This is a genomic window from Paenisporosarcina macmurdoensis (genome assembly GCF_042658845.1).
In the GTDB taxonomy this organism is placed as follows: domain Bacteria; phylum Bacillota; class Bacilli; order Bacillales_A; family Planococcaceae; genus Paenisporosarcina; species Paenisporosarcina macmurdoensis.
This window is the reverse complement of sequence record NZ_JBHSRI010000002.1, coordinates 381,102-398,414: the sequence shown is the minus strand read 5'-3', so window position 1 is coordinate 398,414 and position 17,313 is coordinate 381,102. Positions and strand designations below refer to the sequence as shown.

General features: G+C 37.1%; 13 protein-coding genes. 6 read left to right on the top strand and 7 right to left on the bottom strand.

Features of this window, described 5'->3' with window-relative positions:
• Positions 1–6: 6 nt before the first annotated feature.
• The 5 genes from ACFPYN_RS01800 to ACFPYN_RS01780 form a co-directional block, all read right to left on the bottom strand.
• A complete protein-coding gene (locus ACFPYN_RS01800) occupies positions 7–1,821 on the bottom strand; it encodes an ABC transporter ATP-binding protein (RefSeq protein WP_377732180.1) in 1,815 nt (604 codons plus the stop codon).
• Positions 1,822–1,836: 15 nt separating this feature from the next.
• Positions 1,837–3,582, bottom strand: coding sequence for an ABC transporter ATP-binding protein (locus tag ACFPYN_RS01795; protein WP_377732179.1), 1,746 nt, complete (start codon positions 3,580–3,582; stop codon positions 1,837–1,839).
• 268 nt (positions 3,583–3,850) lie between these two features.
• Positions 3,851–4,303, bottom strand: a complete 453-nt coding sequence (locus tag ACFPYN_RS01790; protein WP_377732178.1) for a TlpA family protein disulfide reductase — start codon at positions 4,301–4,303, stop codon at positions 3,851–3,853.
• 106 nt (positions 4,304–4,409) lie between these two features.
• Complete coding sequence (locus ACFPYN_RS01785; RefSeq protein ID WP_377732177.1) at positions 4,410–4,952, bottom strand: peroxiredoxin; 543 nt, start codon at positions 4,950–4,952, stop codon at positions 4,410–4,412.
• 207 nt (positions 4,953–5,159) lie between these two features.
• Entirely contained in the window at positions 5,160–5,429 is a 270-nt protein-coding gene (locus tag ACFPYN_RS01780) for a hypothetical protein (protein WP_377732176.1), read from the bottom strand.
• Between the two features lie 68 nt (positions 5,430–5,497).
• Here ACFPYN_RS01780 and ACFPYN_RS01775 point away from each other — a divergent pair, with 68 nt between their 5' ends.
• The 6 genes from ACFPYN_RS01775 (at position 5,498) to ACFPYN_RS01750 (ending at position 12,335) form a co-directional block, all read left to right on the top strand.
• Positions 5,498–6,946: a hypothetical protein gene (locus ACFPYN_RS01775; protein ID WP_377732175.1), complete on the top strand. Its 1,449-nt coding sequence runs from the start codon at positions 5,498–5,500 to the stop codon at positions 6,944–6,946.
• 203 nt (positions 6,947–7,149) lie between these two features.
• Positions 7,150–8,256: an ABC transporter ATP-binding protein gene (locus tag ACFPYN_RS01770; protein WP_377732174.1), complete on the top strand. Its 1,107-nt coding sequence runs from the start codon at positions 7,150–7,152 to the stop codon at positions 8,254–8,256.
• Positions 8,246–9,070: an ABC transporter permease gene (locus ACFPYN_RS01765; protein WP_377732173.1), complete on the top strand. Its 825-nt coding sequence runs from the start codon at positions 8,246–8,248 to the stop codon at positions 9,068–9,070. The genes ACFPYN_RS01770 and ACFPYN_RS01765 overlap by 11 nt, the downstream gene beginning before the upstream one ends.
• Positions 9,054–9,857 (top strand): ABC transporter permease, encoded by an 804-nt coding sequence (locus ACFPYN_RS01760; protein WP_377732172.1) that lies wholly within the window; start codon positions 9,054–9,056, stop codon positions 9,855–9,857. Before ACFPYN_RS01765 ends, ACFPYN_RS01760 begins: the two co-directional genes overlap by 17 nt.
• Positions 9,854–10,927: an ABC transporter substrate-binding protein gene (locus ACFPYN_RS01755; protein WP_377732171.1), complete on the top strand. Its 1,074-nt coding sequence runs from the start codon at positions 9,854–9,856 to the stop codon at positions 10,925–10,927. Before ACFPYN_RS01760 ends, ACFPYN_RS01755 begins: the two co-directional genes overlap by 4 nt.
• A gap of 220 nt (positions 10,928–11,147) precedes the next feature.
• Positions 11,148–12,335: an MFS transporter gene (locus tag ACFPYN_RS01750; RefSeq protein WP_377732170.1), complete on the top strand. Its 1,188-nt coding sequence runs from the start codon at positions 11,148–11,150 to the stop codon at positions 12,333–12,335.
• A gap of 619 nt (positions 12,336–12,954) precedes the next feature.
• On the opposite strand, the gene ACFPYN_RS01745 is transcribed toward ACFPYN_RS01750, so the two are convergent.
• Both ACFPYN_RS01745 and ACFPYN_RS01740 read right to left on the bottom strand, forming a co-directional pair.
• Positions 12,955–15,555, bottom strand: a complete 2,601-nt coding sequence (locus ACFPYN_RS01745; RefSeq protein ID WP_377732169.1) for a VWA domain-containing protein — start codon at positions 15,553–15,555, stop codon at positions 12,955–12,957.
• The gene (locus ACFPYN_RS01740; protein WP_377732168.1) at positions 15,539–17,308 is read right to left on the bottom strand and encodes a vWA domain-containing protein; all 1,770 of its coding nucleotides are present in this window, start codon (positions 17,306–17,308) and stop codon (positions 15,539–15,541) included. Before ACFPYN_RS01740 ends, ACFPYN_RS01745 begins: the two co-directional genes overlap by 17 nt.
• Positions 17,309–17,313: the final 5 nt, after the last annotated feature.

Sequence of the window (17,313 nt, the reverse complement as noted above, 5' to 3'; positions counted from 1 at the left end):
TCAAATTCAGTTTGATGTATCTCCAAATTGAGACATTACCAGTTGCTGATAATGGCCTTTATCTTTCATTAACGAATCATGATTTCCTGATTCAAGAACATTGCCATTTTCTAAAACAATAATCTGGTTAGCTTCACGAATTGTAGATAATCGATGAGCAATCATAATGGCAGTTCTGTTCTTCAATAGCGTACGAAGTGCTTGTTGAATCTGAAGTTCCGTTTCCGTATCAATGGACGCTGTTGCCTCGTCTAAAATAATGATACGTGGGTTTGCCAGAAGTGCTCGTGCAAATGACAGCAGCTGTCTTTCTCCAACGGATAGTATATTGCCCCGTTCTTCAACTTCAGTTTCATAGCCATTTGATAACCGTTCAATAAAGCGATTTGCTCCAACCGCTTGGGCTGCCTTAATGACTTCTTCATCTTTTGCATGGGGGTTACCAAAGCGAATATTATCCATGATGGTTCCCGAGAAAATAAACGTTTCTTGCAGAACAATACTAATTTGTTCACGGAGATCACTTAATGATAAATCGCGAATATCGGTGCCATCCATTTTCACAACACCACTAGTTGGATCATAAAAGCGTGATACTAAGTTGGCAATTGTTGTCTTACCAGATCCAGTATGACCCACAAGTGCAACCGTCTCTCCTGCTTTCATTTCTAGAGTTATTCCTTTTAATGCTAAGCGGTCTTTTTCATAACCAAATTGCACATCCTGAAATTCAATATGGCCACGTAGTTCACCGATTTTAACAGGATTCTCTTTTTCATTTACTAATGGTTGCTCATCTAAAAACTCAAAGATACGTTCAGATGAAGCCATCCCCATTAAAAGTTGGTTATATACCATACCCAATCGTGAAATCGGTTCCCAGAACATACCCAGGTAAAAAGCAAAAGCTACAAATGCACCAAGATCCAATTGACCGTTTTTAATCAAGTACGCACCGTAAATAATCAATACTACTGAACCAATTGCGTTAGTCATTTCAACAAATGGTCGGAACAAGGAATTCTTTTTCGTTGCCACACGCCATGATTCAAAACTTTCTTCATTAATGCCGTTAAAGAAGGCCATATTTTCATTTTCTTGTGTAAATGATTGTGTTATACGCATGCCTTGAATACTTTCATTTAAATGCGAGTTAATTTTTGACTGTTTCATTCGGACATCTTGCCAAGAACGACGAATGTTTTTGCGTAAAGTTGTTGAAATAAAGAACATCATCGGCAAAATAACAAGAACTGCAAGTGCTAATGGTGGACTAAGGGTAAATAGAATGATGAGAACGCCAACTAGTAATAGTAAGTCCATTAATAAGTTGATGACACCATTTGTGAACAATTCTTGTAGCGAGTTAATATCGTTCATGATCCGAACAAGTATCGATCCAGCTGACCGTTGATCGAAAAATCGATGCGATAGCCATTGTACATGCGTAAATAAATGTTTTCGCAAATCATAAATTACATTTTGTCCAAGCTCATTCATCCATCGTATTCGATATCGATTGGCAACAGTATTAACGATATACAGTACGGCAATCGATCCTACGAGAATAGACAGTAATTCAACATCTTTTGTTTCTAATGCTCGATCTATGATATAGACACCTATTAGTATAGGTATGAGCAGTCGAATAAGAGTAGTTATTGTCACTGCTATGAATGCTTTTGGTAATAATGAACGAGAATATGGTTTTACATACGTAAACAAACGAGCGAGTTGTGACCAATTAAATGGTGCATCAATTACATCATCCGAAGAGTAGCGGAATCGTTTTAATACACTGGGATTGATTTGTTTAGTCAAGATGATTCCGCCTTCCTATGCATAAATATTTTCAAGTTGATCTTTGTACTGAATTTCATATATACGTTTATATAGACCTGGTTGTTTAATTAATTGGTCATGTGTTCCGCGTTGAACAATTTCACCATGTTCAAAGACAATCAATTCATCTGCATGTTTTACGGATGAAATTCGATGAGCAATGATAAATGTGGTACGGCCCTTCATGACTTCTTCAAGTGCTTGTTGGATATGGAGTTCTGTCTTCATGTCCACTGCACTAGTTGCGTCATCTAGAATTAAAATAGCTGGATTTTGACAAAGCGCACGCGCAATAGCAATACGCTGTTTTTGACCACCTGATAAGCCCAGTCCACGTTCCCCAAGCATCGTGTCATATCCATCTGGTAATTCCATGATAAATTCGTGAGCATTTGCGCGTTTTGATGAGTCAATAATTTCATCAATCGTAGCGTCTGGTCGACCATATGAAATATTGGCTTTAATTGACGAAGAGAATAAAAATGACTCTTGTAATACAAAACCGATATTTGACCGTAACGAGGATAACGTATAGTCCTCAACCGGAATACCGTCTATTTTGACTTGACCTTCTGTAGGCTCATAGAACCGCGTTAACAATTGCGTTAAACTTGTTTTACCTGAACCCGTGGCACCTACTAAGCCGATTTGTTTACCAGCTTTCACTTCAAGATTCACTTCACTTAGTGCGACTTGGTCCTCTTCACGATATTGAAGAGTGACATTTTCAAAAGCTACATGTCCTTTCATACCGGAACCATCCACTGCATTCTCTTTTGATTGAATGGGCTCAGGAGCTTCTAAAACTTCTAATAAACGTTCTCCTGATGCTTTGGATTGTGAAAATAAATTGACTGTAAAACCTAAGTTCATAATCGGGAAAATGATATAGCCTAGTAAACTGTAAAACGCTACAAGTTCTCCAATCGTTAATTGGTTGCCCATAACAAGGAATCCACCATAGCCGAATAAAAAGACAACGCTAATATTGCCGAGAAACTCCATTACAGGGAAGTACTTTGCCCAAATTTCAGTTGTATATAAGTAACGGTCTTTATAATCTCCATTGGAATCGTTAAATTTGTCTATTTGGAACGATTCACGAGAAAGTGACTTAACCGTATGGATACCACTTATGTTTTCTTGAACATTTGTATTTAACTTACCAAATGATTTACGTATGTCTCGAAATGCTGGATGCACTAATTTATCAAAACGAAACACTGCAACAATTAACAATGGCATGGCAGCCATTGAGACAAATGTCAGTGGTACAGAATAATAAAACATGACAACTAAAGAAACAGAGACAAGAAAAATTAATCGGAATAACTCAACAAAGCCAAACGATAAGAAAAATCGAAAGCCTTCAACATCAGCTGTTAAGCGAGACATTAAGTCGCCAGTCTTGGCATTATCGTAATAACTAAACGGTAAACGTTGTAACTTTGCATATAATGCATTGCGTAATTCATACACCGAGCGAATCCCAAACATGTCACCTGTGTATTGACCGATGTAGGTTGCAAAACCTTTAACAATCATAAGTGCCATAAAAATACCTGCGAGTGTCCAGGCTAAATCATATTGTTCATCCTTAATCACTAGGTCAATTGTTTGTTGCAAAATGATTGGATAAGCAACTGTAATTACCAAGGTAATTAAAAGCATGAACAAGGACCAAAAGAATAAATGTTTATTTGGCCAATAATAATCCTTTAATTTTTTGAAAATTTCCAAACTGTTTTCCCCCTAATTCAAAAGACATAGTATTAAATATATCGGATTCCGAAATAAATGACTACCCCCTTTTGACTGATATTTGACTTTAATCTAAATCTTCGGGCAAGTTCTGTTTTTAGAGTCATAATTTTTCAGTGAATACTTCTTTTACTTGTTGGGGTTTTCAACCCAAAAAAGTGCCAGGCACCGATGGGATATACGGGACATAAACATCCCAAAATTTCCTCGGTGACTGGCACTTCATTATTTTACACTCATACTTTTATTATGCGTTGCGCATTTCGTCAAGTACACGATTTACGCGTTTTTCCAACATTTTCATGCCACTTCCGCCTGCTTGGAAATGACGAAGTTGACCGTCTTTATCAAACACATAGTAAGCAGGTACATATTGATTATCAAAAGCGTCTGTTAATTTCATGTCATTGTCAACATAGATGGGTTGAGTAATGTCATGTTGAGCAGCGGTTTTTTTAATTTCAGTTAAGTCCATGTCTTTTTCTGATCGTGGCATATGAACAGCCATTACATTTAATTCATCTTTATATTGATCACGGAAAGCATTAACTTCTGGCATTGCTTCTTTACACAATCCACAACTGACAGACCAAAAGTGGATGAGTGTTGGTTTACTGCCGATTAATTGATTTTTTGAAACTTCTCCATTTAACCATGCAGTTGCGCCTGATAAGTCAGGCATGGGTGAGCGTAACTTCATCTTAATTCCTCCTAATTCATACAAGTAAAAAATTCCCCACTGCGTATCGTATGCGTGGGGAATCGTTGGTGTCTGATTAAAAAGCGTTATTTTATCTTATCATAGATTAAAGTGTTTTTTGACCTGGGCGCCAGTTTGCTGGACAAAGACCACCAGTTTGAAGGGCTTGTAATACACGTAGAGTTTCATCTACATCACGGCCAATATTGTTATGGAACACGGTTTGATATTGCATTTCACCTTCAGGGTTGATGATGAAAAGTCCGCGTAATGCAATTCCTTCTTCTTCAATTAACACACCATATTCGCGAGAAATTTGGTGATTTGTATCTGCTGCTAATGGATATTTAAGTTCGCCTAATCCATTATCTTCACGAGCTGTATTAATCCAAGCTAAGTGTGTGTGAATAGTATCAGTTGAAACCGCAATGATTTCAGTATCTAAATCTTCGAATTCGTCAAAACGATCTGACATCGCTGTGATTTCAGTTGGACATACAAAAGTGAAGTCCATTGGATAAAAGAACAATACTGTCCATTTATCTTGTTTCATATTTTCTTCCAAGCTTACTTTGCCGAAAGACTTATCTGCTAGCACTGCGTCCATTGTAAAACGAGGTGCTTGTTTACCTACCATACGTTCTGTCATGTGAAAACCTCCAAGAAGAATTAATCTGCCAACGAATTGTATTCGTATTTAGCACAATTTCAAGAATAACAAATACCTACTTGCAAAGCAATTCATCGGCATTCATATAAAGCTTGAATAGAGTTTTTTCGTCCAATTCGTGTCGAATGTTTAGTATGTTGTTTTTAAGGAAACTCATACTAATAAAGAAAAACCTAAACGTCCTTATTATAAAGGTCGCTCAGGTCTCATTCTACAATATTCACATGTAGGATCTGTACAGTCTTCTTCTCTCCAAGCATTACAGGGTTCGCAGTAACATGTATCATATTTTTCATGATAAGACAAAGGTTCAAAGCAGTCATTACAATAATCTCGAAGTTCTTCAATTGCAATGACACGTTCATTTATTAATAAAAATGAGTTTTCTATTTGTTTTTGTTTTGATATATGTTTGCGTTCTTTAGGGTCTAAAAATAACAACATTGATTTCTCCACAACTGTCACTCCTTCTAAATTTCATGGTAACATATATATAGGTTAGAACAATAGTGGAGGTTTAAAAAATGGATGCACAATCAAAAATAAATCCTCTATATCTTAACCAAGCATACATGACTTTTCTTTTTCCGTTTTCATTTCGTGAAAAAGAGCGAGGAAACCTTGCTGAGCATTTACGGAAAAATCATTTCACCTTTTTTTCGTTAGATCAAAAAGATTTAGAGAATGAGTACTATGGAGATAACATTAAGGTTCAACATGAAGAATTAGACCAATATTTTTTACCGTTTTTAGAGCATAAACTGTTTCCACTGCGAACGGATCAGCAAGGATTTTTGCGTTTTTCTAAAAAAGTCAATGAAACGTTTGCACTAGAAGTTAATGACACGAACTTCTCATTTCTCGTAAATAGCATTGATATTATGATTTGCCCATTTGGCATTGGTTTAATTACTATTCGAACGGAAATGGATCAAGAGCAAGAAAAGTTAGATGAATTGCTCGATTTTATGAATCATTTTCGTGTGCTAGAACCAAAACTAGATGAAGAAAAAGGTGCGATAATACATAAAGGCGACCGACAATTCCACACAACGAATGAATTTGTATTTGGTTATTTATGCCCTTCTGTCAAATCATTCATTGTCCATGACGAAAAACGAGCAGGATATTTCGGAAGCCTTCCTTTCTTTGAAGACGAACGTATGCTATCATCAGGTTTTTTCATTGCCAATGGTGAAGATCCAATAAGTAACGATCAGTTATTTCGAATGGGACAACTTGATGGGAAAAATCCCGAAGGACGACCATTCATGTCGAGTACAAATCAAGAATATATAGATCGGTATGTTCAAAATCATGTCCATGATCGGTGGGCACCTGATTCCTATACTGTCACTTCTGACCATGCACAAATTACAGTATCCTTAAAATCACCGCAACAATTAGATAGACCTATTTCTCAATTTATGGGGACTCATCATTATAATTTAATGCTTCATTACTTCTATAAAATAATGTTACTTAGAATGTCTTTTGAATATAGTCAGGTCCAATGGGAGCAGGATGAAGATTATGTAGAAGAGTTAATCGAATTAATTTCGAAATTTTCTTCTCGATACTATTTTGGCGAAGTATCTGCCCGAACCGAAGGAAAAGAATTAACACACACATACCGGGAAATTTTCCATTTGGATACCTTGTATGAAGAAGTGAAACAAACATTAAACGAGCTCTACCGGGCTCAAGAAAATCAAGCCAATAAGCGTCATAATATGTTGTTATTTATGCTTACCGTCTTTACAGTGGTATCTGGAATATATGGAATGAACTTAGTTATCGAAGATTGGAAAGGCACTACTGATTGGTCGAAAGTTCCTGGCTATTCGTTTTTTGAGTGGATTTCATTAATCACTGCATTAGCCGGAATCTCACTATCTATTATTTTACTTGCAACATCTGGTGGGAAAGGTCTTTGGAAGAAGTTCAGAAAATGGAAACGCGATCAGTATTAGAAACTTCTCATCTTAGGATGGGAAGTTTTTTTGTTCAATAAAAAAATTGACGATATTTGTTAATTAAAAGATATTTATAGTAGAATCAAAGAATTGAGAGTTTTTTTCTACTTAGGTAAGAGAACGGTTAATAAGCAAAAAAAGATTCATTCCAAAACGTTAGTAATAGATATATATATCAATTTAAACCTAGGAGGTCAATTATGACGGACAAGACCATTATACGATTTGATAATGTTACGAAGGCATACAGTGGCTCTACACCTGTATTGAATAAAGTTAGTTTTGACATAGAACGCGGTAAATTTTATACACTACTCGGACCTTCAGGGTGCGGTAAAACTACGATACTCCGTTTAATTGCAGGATTTATGGAACCTACTAGTGGAGAGATTTATTTTAATGGCAAGAAAATTAATGAGGTCCCTGCAAATGAGCGACAAGTGAATACAGTTTTTCAGGACTATGCTCTCTTTCCTCATTTAAATGTATTTGAAAATGTGGCATTTGGATTACGCATTAAAAAAATTAAAAAAGAGGAAATTAATCGCCGCGTATTAGAGGCTCTCAAATTTGTAAACTTAATTGATTTTGAAAATCGTGAAATTGTCGAATTATCAGGTGGACAAAAACAACGTGTTGCCATTGCGCGTGCCATTGTTAACGATCCTGAAGTTATTTTACTGGATGAGCCGTTGTCTGCTCTGGACTTGAAATTACGAACAGAAATGCAATATGAATTACGAGAATTACAACAACGACTAGGTAAGACTTTTATTTTCGTTACACATGATCAAGAAGAAGCACTTGCGATGTCAGATGAAATATTTGTAATGAATACAGGTGTGATTCAACAGAGTGGCACGCCTATGGATATTTATGATGAACCGATCAACCGATTCGTTGCTGATTTTATTGGAGAATCAAACATTGTCTCTGGGACCATGATTTCGGATTACCGTGTGCAATTTGGTGGAAAAGAATTCGCATGTACAGATAAAGGTTTACATGCTAATGAAAAAGTTGATATTGTCATTCGCCCTGAAGATTTAGAAATCACGACAATCGATCGAGGCAAAATGACCGTAAAAGTTGATACGCAATTATTCCGTGGTGTTCACTTTGAATTATCTACATTTGATGCAGATGGCAATGAATGGCTCGTCCATTCGACGAAAAAAGCAGCTGTTGGAGAAGAGATTGGACTAGATTTTGATGAAGAAGCAATTCATGTCATGCGATTAAATGAAACTGAAGAAGAATTTGACAAACGCCTGGAGTCTTATGGAGAGCAACAAAATGAAAACTAATTCAAATCAATCGTTTTATTTAATACCCTACGTCGTATGGATGGTGCTGTTTGTCATTGCCCCCATTGTCCTAGTTGTCTATTTTTCATTATTCGATTTACATGGAAACTTTTCATTTGAAAATTATCAAAATTTCTTTACATCTGTTTATTTAAAATTAACGTTAAGCTCTTTCTGGTATGCATTTATTATTACGGTTTTCACACTCTTAATTGCTTACCCAACGGCTTATTGGTTAACAAAAACAAAACATAAACAACTTTGGTTATTGCTTATTATCATTCCTTCTTGGATTAACTTATTACTAAAAACATATGCATTTATCGGCATATTTGGCGTCTTCGGCCCAATTAATAAATTCTTAGAAATATTCGGTATTGGAACGAAACAGATATTATATACAGACTTCAGTTTTATTTTTGTTTCCGTATATATTTTTATTCCGTTTATGATATTACCAATTTTTAATTCACTTGATAAAATGAACCCCACTTTAATAGATGCAGCACGTGATTTAGGATCATCAGCTTGGACCACATTTACAAGAGTGATTCTCCCTTTAACAATTAATGGTGTGAAGTCAGGAATCCAAGCAGTGTTTATTCCTTCCCTATCTCTCTTTATGATTACTCGATTAATAGCTGGTAATAAAGTCATTACGCTAGGAACTGCTATCGAGCAACAGTTCTTAGTTACTCAAAACTGGGGAATGGGTTCAACGATTGCAGTATTCTTAATTCTTTTCATGGGTATTATTATGATTTTAACTGGTCAGAAAGATAAGGGGGCGATTGTAAATGGACACAACAAGTAAATTTTCAAAAATTTATTTAACACTCGTCTTTGCCATTCTATATGCCCCTATTTTTTACTTAATTTTTTACTCATTTAATAGCGGGGGCACCATGTCTAATTTCGAATCATTTACATTAGAGCATTATGCTTCAGTTTTTGCGGATACTAGACTCATCATGATCTTAATCAATACTGTTATTATTGCCCTATTGTCTGCGCTAATTTCTACCGGAATCGGAGTGATTGGTGCAATTGGTATCGTTTATTTACAAAAACGGAAGTCGCGCAATGCACTTCTTACATTAAATAATGTGTTAATCGTCAGTCCTGATGTAATCATTGGTGCTTCGTTTTTGATATTATTTACAATGGTCGGCGTGAAATTAGGTTTCGCTTCCGTACTAATTTCACATATCGCCTTCAGTGTTCCAATCGTTGTCATTATGGTATTACCAAAATTGCAAGAAATGAGTAGCACGTTAGTCGATGCTGCACTTGATTTAGGGGCTTCAAAACGTGATGTCTTAACTCGCGTTATTATTCCTTATATTAAACCTGGTATTTTTGCTGGATTCTTTTTAGCACTAACTTATTCTTTAGATGATTTTGCCGTCACTTTTTTCGTAACCGGGAACGGATTTACAACATTGTCCGTAGAAATTTATTCAATGGCAAGAGCTGGTATTACATTAACCATCAATGCTTTATCTGGTTTGATTTTTATTTTCACATTACTATTAGTACTTGGTTACTATTTCGTGACCAACCGTCCCAAAAACCCACTTAGAACTGGGGTGCCAAAATGAGAGATATCGCCCGTGTTGTAGTGGCAATTATAGTTGTTTGTTTAGTATTATTTATCATCAATTTGCAGTTAGACAAAACTTCGGGCCGCTCTGGTAACGACTCCATTAGCGTGTATAACTGGGGGGAATATATTGACCCTGAAATCGTGACTCAATTTGAAAAAGAAACTGGTATCAATGTAGTCTATGAAACGTTTGATTCCAATGAAGCCATGATGACCAAAATTGAAAACGGTGGAACTTCTTATGATGTTGCAATGCCTTCTGAATATGCAATTGAAAAAATGAAAAAAAATGACTTACTTATTCCTATTGACCAAAGCAAAATTCCAAATTTACTAAACATTGATCCTTACTTTTTAAACTTACCTTTTGACCCAGGAAATAAATACTCAATTCCTTATTTTTGGGGAACTGTAGGAATTGCCTTTAATCCAAGTTTACTTGATGGACAAACTTTCGAAAGCTGGGAAGATCTTTGGGATCCATCCTTAAAACAAGAAGTTATTTTAGTTGATGGTGCACGAGAAGTCATGGGTATGGGTTTAAATACTTTGGGCTATTCACTGAACACTAAAGATGAAAAACAACTTCAAGAAGCTACTGATAAGTTAAAAACCTTATCTCCAAATATAAAAGCAATAATTGGGGATGAGATCGTCGAAACCATGCGACGCAATGAATCAGCAGTTGCACTTGTTTGGTCAGGTCAAGCAGCTGACATTATGTATGTAAATGAAGATATCGATTATGTTGTCCCTAGTGAAGGGTCAAACTTATGGTTCGACAATATGATCATCCCAAAAACTGCTGCAAACGTGGAAGGTGCTCATACATTTATTAACTTTATGTTAGACCCGAAAATCGCTGCACAAAATGCAGATTATGTTGGTTACTCGACGCCAAACGAACAAGCCATTAAATTAATGGACCCAGAAGTAACTGCAGATGAGCGCTTTTACCCAACCGAAGAAATGCGCGAACGGTTAGAAGTCTATAAAAATTTAGGAGTAGAAACTCTTGGAAAATATAATGAGCTATTTCTAGAATTTAAGATGGATGCTCAATAACTAAAAATTTGATTACTTCTTATAAAACTCGATTAAACCGTTTAAACTGAGCTATAAAAAAGAAAAGCCACCTGAACTCGATAAAAGTTCGGGTGGCTTTTCTAGACTTTTTTAGTGGTCTCCCACATTAGGTAGAGTTTATTAATAGCATTTTTTTTGTTTTATGTTAAAATTTTAGAGACTCGAAATAATAATTAATTAATAGAAAGTTGGATGTAATATGGCGAGTAATTCTAATCGCTTTGCACTATATGTACTAATGTTTAATATGTTTATTGCTATGTCAGGAATCGGCTTGATTATTCCGATTATGCCTGCATATTTAGATACATTTGGAGTTGCTGGTCAAGCTCTTGGGTTTTTAATTGCCATGTTTGCTTTTGCTCAGTTTCTTTTTTCACCTCTAGCAGGCGATTTATCAGATAAATTTGGGCGAAAATATTTAATCATTATTGGTCTCGTCATTTTTGGTTTATCCCAACTGATGTTCGGTGCTGCAACAGAGTTATGGATTTTATTTTTAGCACGATTTTTTAGTGGTGTCGGTTCTGCTTTTATTGTTCCACCAATGATGGCTTTTGTTGCTGATATTACTACTGAAAAAGAACGTGGTAAAGGGATGGGATTGCTTGGTGCGTCTATGTCTCTTGGTTTTATGATTGGACCTGCCATTGGTGGATTTCTTGCAGAAGTAAGTATTCACTTCCCTTTTTATGTAGCAACTGCTGTGGCGCTAATTGCTGCAGTCATTTCGATTTTTGTGCTACCAAACATTAAGCCCTCTATCGCGACGACTAGTATTCCAGTCAAACGAGAAAATTTAATTCAACAAATGAAACGTTCAACGAAAACACCTTACTTTGTTATGTTAATCGTTGTCCTTGTTTTTTCGTTTGGCCTCGCAAATTTCCAAGCAACCATCGCTTTATATGTTGATAAAAAATATGGATTTACGCCAGGTGAAATTGCTGCTTTGATAACAGCTGGTGGTTTCGTAGGTGTGATTGTACAGACGTTTGTTATTAATAAGTTATTTAATCGTTTTGGTGAAATGAAAGTGATCCTAGTAAATTTACTAGTTTCTGCACTTGCCATGATTTCAGTTCTTTTCGTAGATGGATTCTGGCCAATCTTAATCGTCTCTAGCGTGTTCTTTACAGCCGCTTCATTACTAAGACCGGCAGTAAATACATTAATCTCAAAACAAGCTGGAACTGAGCAAGGATTTGCCGCAGGGATGAATAATGCGTATATGAGCTTAGGAAATATGATAGGACCAGCTCTTGCTGGAATACTATTTGACATCAATATGAGTTTCCCTTATATTGCAGGTACTTTAATATTAGTCATTTGTTTCTTAATTGCTTCAACATCTTACAAAAAATCAACAGTCGCCGTGCCATTATAAGAATAACCATAGTAACCTGTTGATTTCCGCTACGGTGTACGCTTTTTGCGGGCACGGCTTCAGTCTCCTTGTCACTGCAAAAACATGTGCTCCTGCGGTTACTCGTCGCAAAGATACTGGCTATTCGCCAGCTTCTTTCCTGCGGGGTCTTCAGCTCATGCACCTGCCGCTTCGCTTTCGGTGCAGAAAACATTTGCTATTCCCGCAGAAGTCGCCACTTGCGCTTCAATCAACTAATAGATGGCGACTACGATTATAGGTTGGTTCTATCTCTAGCTTAACTTAGAATCATTTATTTGTGTCTTCACAATAAGCAATTGATAGATTTTCTTGTTGGTTACTACTCACTTCATTGATTGTAGTGGAAGGCGGCGACTCCAGCGGGACAGGTGAGACCCCGCAGATCGCGAAGCGACCGAGGAGGCTCACCGCCCGCCCCGCGGAAAGCGTCCGCTTGAAACGGAAATCAACACTATTAATGAATCAATCTTTTGTCCCTGAAACACTGGATTTATGGAACTAGAATTGTATTTCCTATCTTTTAAAAAGGTTGTTCCAAGAAGTCTTAACTTCTGGAACAACCTTTTTTCAATTTCTTATCACTACTTGAACATTATGCTCAGCGCTTCTTTTTCCCTTTTAGCAGTTGAGAAACATTTGTATCTTGTTGTGTTGAAATTCCATCTATTTCCTCTCGTTTCCATCCTTGAGAAAGTCGTGAAAGCAATCCCCATCCAAAACGTCTCAATGTAATATCTACAAAAAACAGCAGCATGGCAATTAGCACAAGCCATTTTTGAATGCTTTTACTCTCTGAGCTTTCGAAGTCTATATCACGCATAGCTTGTTCAGCTGTTGTTACGACTTGACCACCTGTGCGGTTAGAGATATCTTGCATGAGTCCTTTATTTGGAGGCTGAATTTTAAACTCTTCACTATATGGAATCGAAATTCCCGCTTGATACATACTGTCTTGTTCATTAGATATTCTCAAGAATATGAGACCTGGATCTGCATCAAAAGATACTCTACTTTTACCAGGAGCTAATGGTTCTGATACGCTGTCGATTTCTTCTCCAGCTTCATTTACTGCGACAATGTCTAAAAAGGAAGATTGACCTGAAGAATCTGAAACCGTATAGGAGCCATCTTCGGACTTACGAATATCAAATGGTACTTCACTATACGAAGGCAATAATCTGGAAACAGCTGTGTTCCAAAAGTTACCCCATTGATTGAAACGCGCAAAATCTCCACTCCATGCACCTGTCGAATCCGACGTGTAAGCAATGGTGCGTCCTAGTCCATACATCCATTCTGCAATTACAGGATCTTCTTTGGTACTTTCCGCAATAACTGTCGAGGTTTGTTTGGCAGTCGTTGCTATATACGCATTGAACTGAGGAACACCTTCTTCAAATAAACTCGTCCATGCAGGATCTCCACTTATGATTGGATAAAAAGGATTATCTTCAATATAGGTCCTTGAAATCATGACAGTTTCTCTCGACAATATGGCTGGTATGGTACTTTCATCCATGACGTCATAAAAACGTCCAGTTCCGAACTGTGCAAGTTCTTCCAGAAGAATTCGATCGGCATCTTGACCAATAGCTACGGTAGATAAGGTAATATTGTTAGCTAAACCGTCTGTAATAAGTTCTTCATAATCATTTTGAGTCGCCGATTGCCCATCTGTTAACAAGATGATGTGTTTTCTTTGCAATTTCAAATCGGTTAACCGGTCGTATGCAAGGTCAAGACCCGAATAGATCTCCGTTCCTCCACCTAGTGACACTGATAATATTTTTTCTAATGCTTTCTCTTTATTCGTTAACGTCTTCGCTTCGATAATTTCCCACGGTCGATCATCAAACGCAATAAAGCCAAGTGTATCGTCTTCACGCAATAACTCAACGGAACGAGCTGCTGCTTCTTTGGCGAGTTCAAATTTATTGCCACTCATACTTCCAGAACGGTCCATAACGATGATAAGTCCCAGTGAAGGTAATTGTTCCTTACCTTTCACTTCCATCTCAACAGGGAGAAGTTTTTCAATAGGTGTTTTAAAGTATCCACCCAACCCAAAACTGTTATCTCCCCCAACCATCATAAACCCAACTCCGAAGTTTTTAACGGCTTGTTCAATAACCGTCATTTTAGCTTCACCCACTTGATAGCCAGGGACATTATCAAAAATAATGGCATCATATCCTAAATAATTTGACAAGTCAAAAGGTAAGTCTGAAGCGGCAATCTCATCCGTTTCTACCACATCTTTATCAATATACGTTGCAATAGGTGATGTTAATTTATCACTACTAACGATTAATAATTTTGGTGCACTTTCCACCATTGTAACGCTCGTTAATTGGTTATTTTCTAGTAATGCATCACCTGTTACATTCAGTTGAACTTGGTACTTTAACAACCCTTCTCCTGTTGAAGCATGACGAAGTGTGAAAGTATTGTTTCCAGGTTCTATTTGAACTGGTTGCTTGGACAAAAATTGATCGTTCTGAGAAAGAATGAGCTCACCTGTTGCGGCTTTAGTTGACTCCACTTGAACAATTAGTTGTTGCTGTTCTCCCTCAAATGCTACTGGGGGTGTTTCAAAGCTCGTAATGGCTACGTCGTCTGATTGTGGTCGATTTAACACGTATGTGTCGATTTCTACATGACTGCCGGCCATTCGTGATAGTTGGTCGGAAACAGAGCCACTATTCTCTAATCCATCAGTCAGCAAAACAATTCGCGTTGCTTTCTGTTGATCCGCTAAGTTCGTTGCAAGCTGAATGCTTTCAGCAATATTGGTCGTACTTTTATTTTCAGAGCCAATAAATTTTGGAACATCTTCAGTAGCTAATGATAGTGGAACTTGTGTTTGAAATTTCTCATCAAAAGAATATAGCCCCACAGCTTGATGATCTTTCTTGTTCGAGAGTGCTTGAACGAGAAACTCTGTTGACTGTTGTTCAGTACCATCTGTGGAAGCTGAGCGATCGACCACAAATAATATTTGCTCTTCTTTAATAGGCAATAATAAGGTTGGCATTGCCATAGCAAAGATTAGTAAACTTACGGCCACGACACGAATAGTGAATATGATGGTGTGTTCACGAGAGTAAACTCTGTGATTTTTCCACCAAGCAAATGCAAAATATGCAGCTGGTAGGAGCAATAACAGGAGCCAAATCGGTGATTCAATTCGTAATCCCACGACGTCGTTGCACCTCCCATTCAATCATTAATAACAACACAATGAGAAGTAAGAACCAAGGAACGAGTGATGTTTTCACTGTTTCTTGCACACCATCTTGTGAAGCTGTACCAATCGTAAATGACGTCCCATTTTCGATTTTTTTCTCTTGTTGTTGTAATGCGACGGCAAATTGTTTTTCAGTTTTGCCCGACTTTATTATATATAGACCAGGTCGACTTGGTGCTGAAAATTGACCTCCGTTTTCAAAAGATCTGATATATTCATCATTAGTTGAAAAGACTTCCCACTCTCCTGCTGTTTCATCTGTAACTAATGAAAGTGCCTTTCTCTCATTTGGAGAAAAAGTGCCAAGATCGTTACTACTCACAGACATTTGTTCTCTGGAACTCCATAGGAATAGTGGAAAAGACGGATGGAGTGGCCAATCGGTCATTTGAATATCCGCTAAAATGATCAAATCCCCTTTATCTGAGCGTTGAATAAATGGTTCATCTCCCACTCTGGCGATGGTTTCATAGGTAGGAAATGGAGGATATAAGCTACTCACAAAGATATCCTTCATATCTGCATAAGCAAACACATCATCACGCTCAGTGGTAATCACACCGGTCACTTCTTTTGCCTTTTCATCATTACGACCAATTAACAACACAGGTGATTTGGAAGCAGTAAGTTGCGCTGTTTGATTCGTCACTACAATTGCTTCTTCCGACAGATCTGCTAACTGTTCTGTAGGAACGGAACTCACTGGAATATCCATTGCTTGAAAAGCAGACGTCACCAATTGATGTAAATTCCCGTCAACATATGTTTGGGATGCTTGTTGTTGTAGAAGAATAGTAGATTCATTATCAACCTCATAGTCATCTTCTACCGTAAGAGACGCGACTAATCCAGAGGAATTCGGTAAATCTTTAAACGACAGAGATAGTGTATCATTCGCAGGAATCTCTATCGATTCTTTGACAACAAGATCTCCATTCACCATAGACCTAATTTCAAAAGCACCTTTTTGTAAGGTAGTGGTATCATTCGAAAGTTGAGCCAGTGCTGATATGCCTTTATCAGATGAAGTAGCTCCAAAACGTAGGATAGAAACGTTTTTCAAGTTCTCTGGAGATCCTTTAACAAACCAAGTTATGTTGTCATTTTCTAAAGGGAGTTCACTTCTCTCAACATGATCAGTAAACAAATAAATAGCTGTTTCTTTTCCTTTTAAGAGTGATTCTGTAAAGTCCAACATCTTTGGCATATTTTCTTGTTCGTATTGAACTTCTAATTTATTTATGGTCGATTTTATGATTGAAACATTTGTTTCATCACGTAATAAGATAGTCGGTTCTTCACCAGTAGTCATTAAGGTTAACGGTTTTCCAGCTAGTTGTTCTGACAGTGACATCATTTCTTTTTTATGCGTATCAAAGACAGACTCCCCATTTTCTTTAGCGAGCAAGGTCGCTGAAGTATCTACAACCCATATAATGTGTTCCCCAGCAATCGCTTGTGATTTTAAATACGGTTGCAACAAGGCGAACACAAGAAGAATCAATGCTAGCATTTGCAAATAGAACAAGGCATTTCGTTGCAAGTATTGAAGATAAGGAGACACTTTTGTTTCTTTCATAACGGTTTCCCAAAACATCGTGGAAGAAATTGTTTTTTCGGTATATTTTTTACGGAAAAAATAATAAAGCAAAACAGTGATCGGGATGATCGCCGTCCATAAAAATGCTAATTGTCCAAAGCCCATAGACG

Bases quoted from the DNA above. Each gene is read 5' to 3' on its own strand.
- ACFPYN_RS01760 (WP_377732172.1), top strand. From the start codon at position 9,054: ATGGACACAACAAGTAAATTTTCAAAAATTTATTTAACACTCGTCTTT.
- ACFPYN_RS01770 (WP_377732174.1), top strand. From the start codon at position 7,150: ATGACGGACAAGACCATTATACGATTTGATAATGTTACGAAGGCATAC.
- ACFPYN_RS01775 (WP_377732175.1), top strand. From the start codon at position 5,498: ATGGATGCACAATCAAAAATAAATCCTCTATATCTTAACCAAGCATAC.
- ACFPYN_RS01755 (WP_377732171.1), top strand. From the start codon at position 9,854: ATGAGAGATATCGCCCGTGTTGTAGTGGCAATTATAGTTGTTTGTTTA.
- ACFPYN_RS01750 (WP_377732170.1), top strand. From the start codon at position 11,148: ATGGCGAGTAATTCTAATCGCTTTGCACTATATGTACTAATGTTTAAT.
- ACFPYN_RS01785 (WP_377732177.1), bottom strand. From the start codon at position 4,952: ATGACAGAACGTATGGTAGGTAAACAAGCACCTCGTTTTACAATGGAC.
- ACFPYN_RS01765 (WP_377732173.1), top strand. From the start codon at position 8,246: ATGAAAACTAATTCAAATCAATCGTTTTATTTAATACCCTACGTCGTA.
- ACFPYN_RS01790 (WP_377732178.1), bottom strand. From the start codon at position 4,303: ATGAAGTTACGCTCACCCATGCCTGACTTATCAGGCGCAACTGCATGG.
- ACFPYN_RS01740 (WP_377732168.1), bottom strand. From the start codon at position 17,308: ATGGGCTTTGGACAATTAGCATTTTTATGGACGGCGATCATCCCGATC.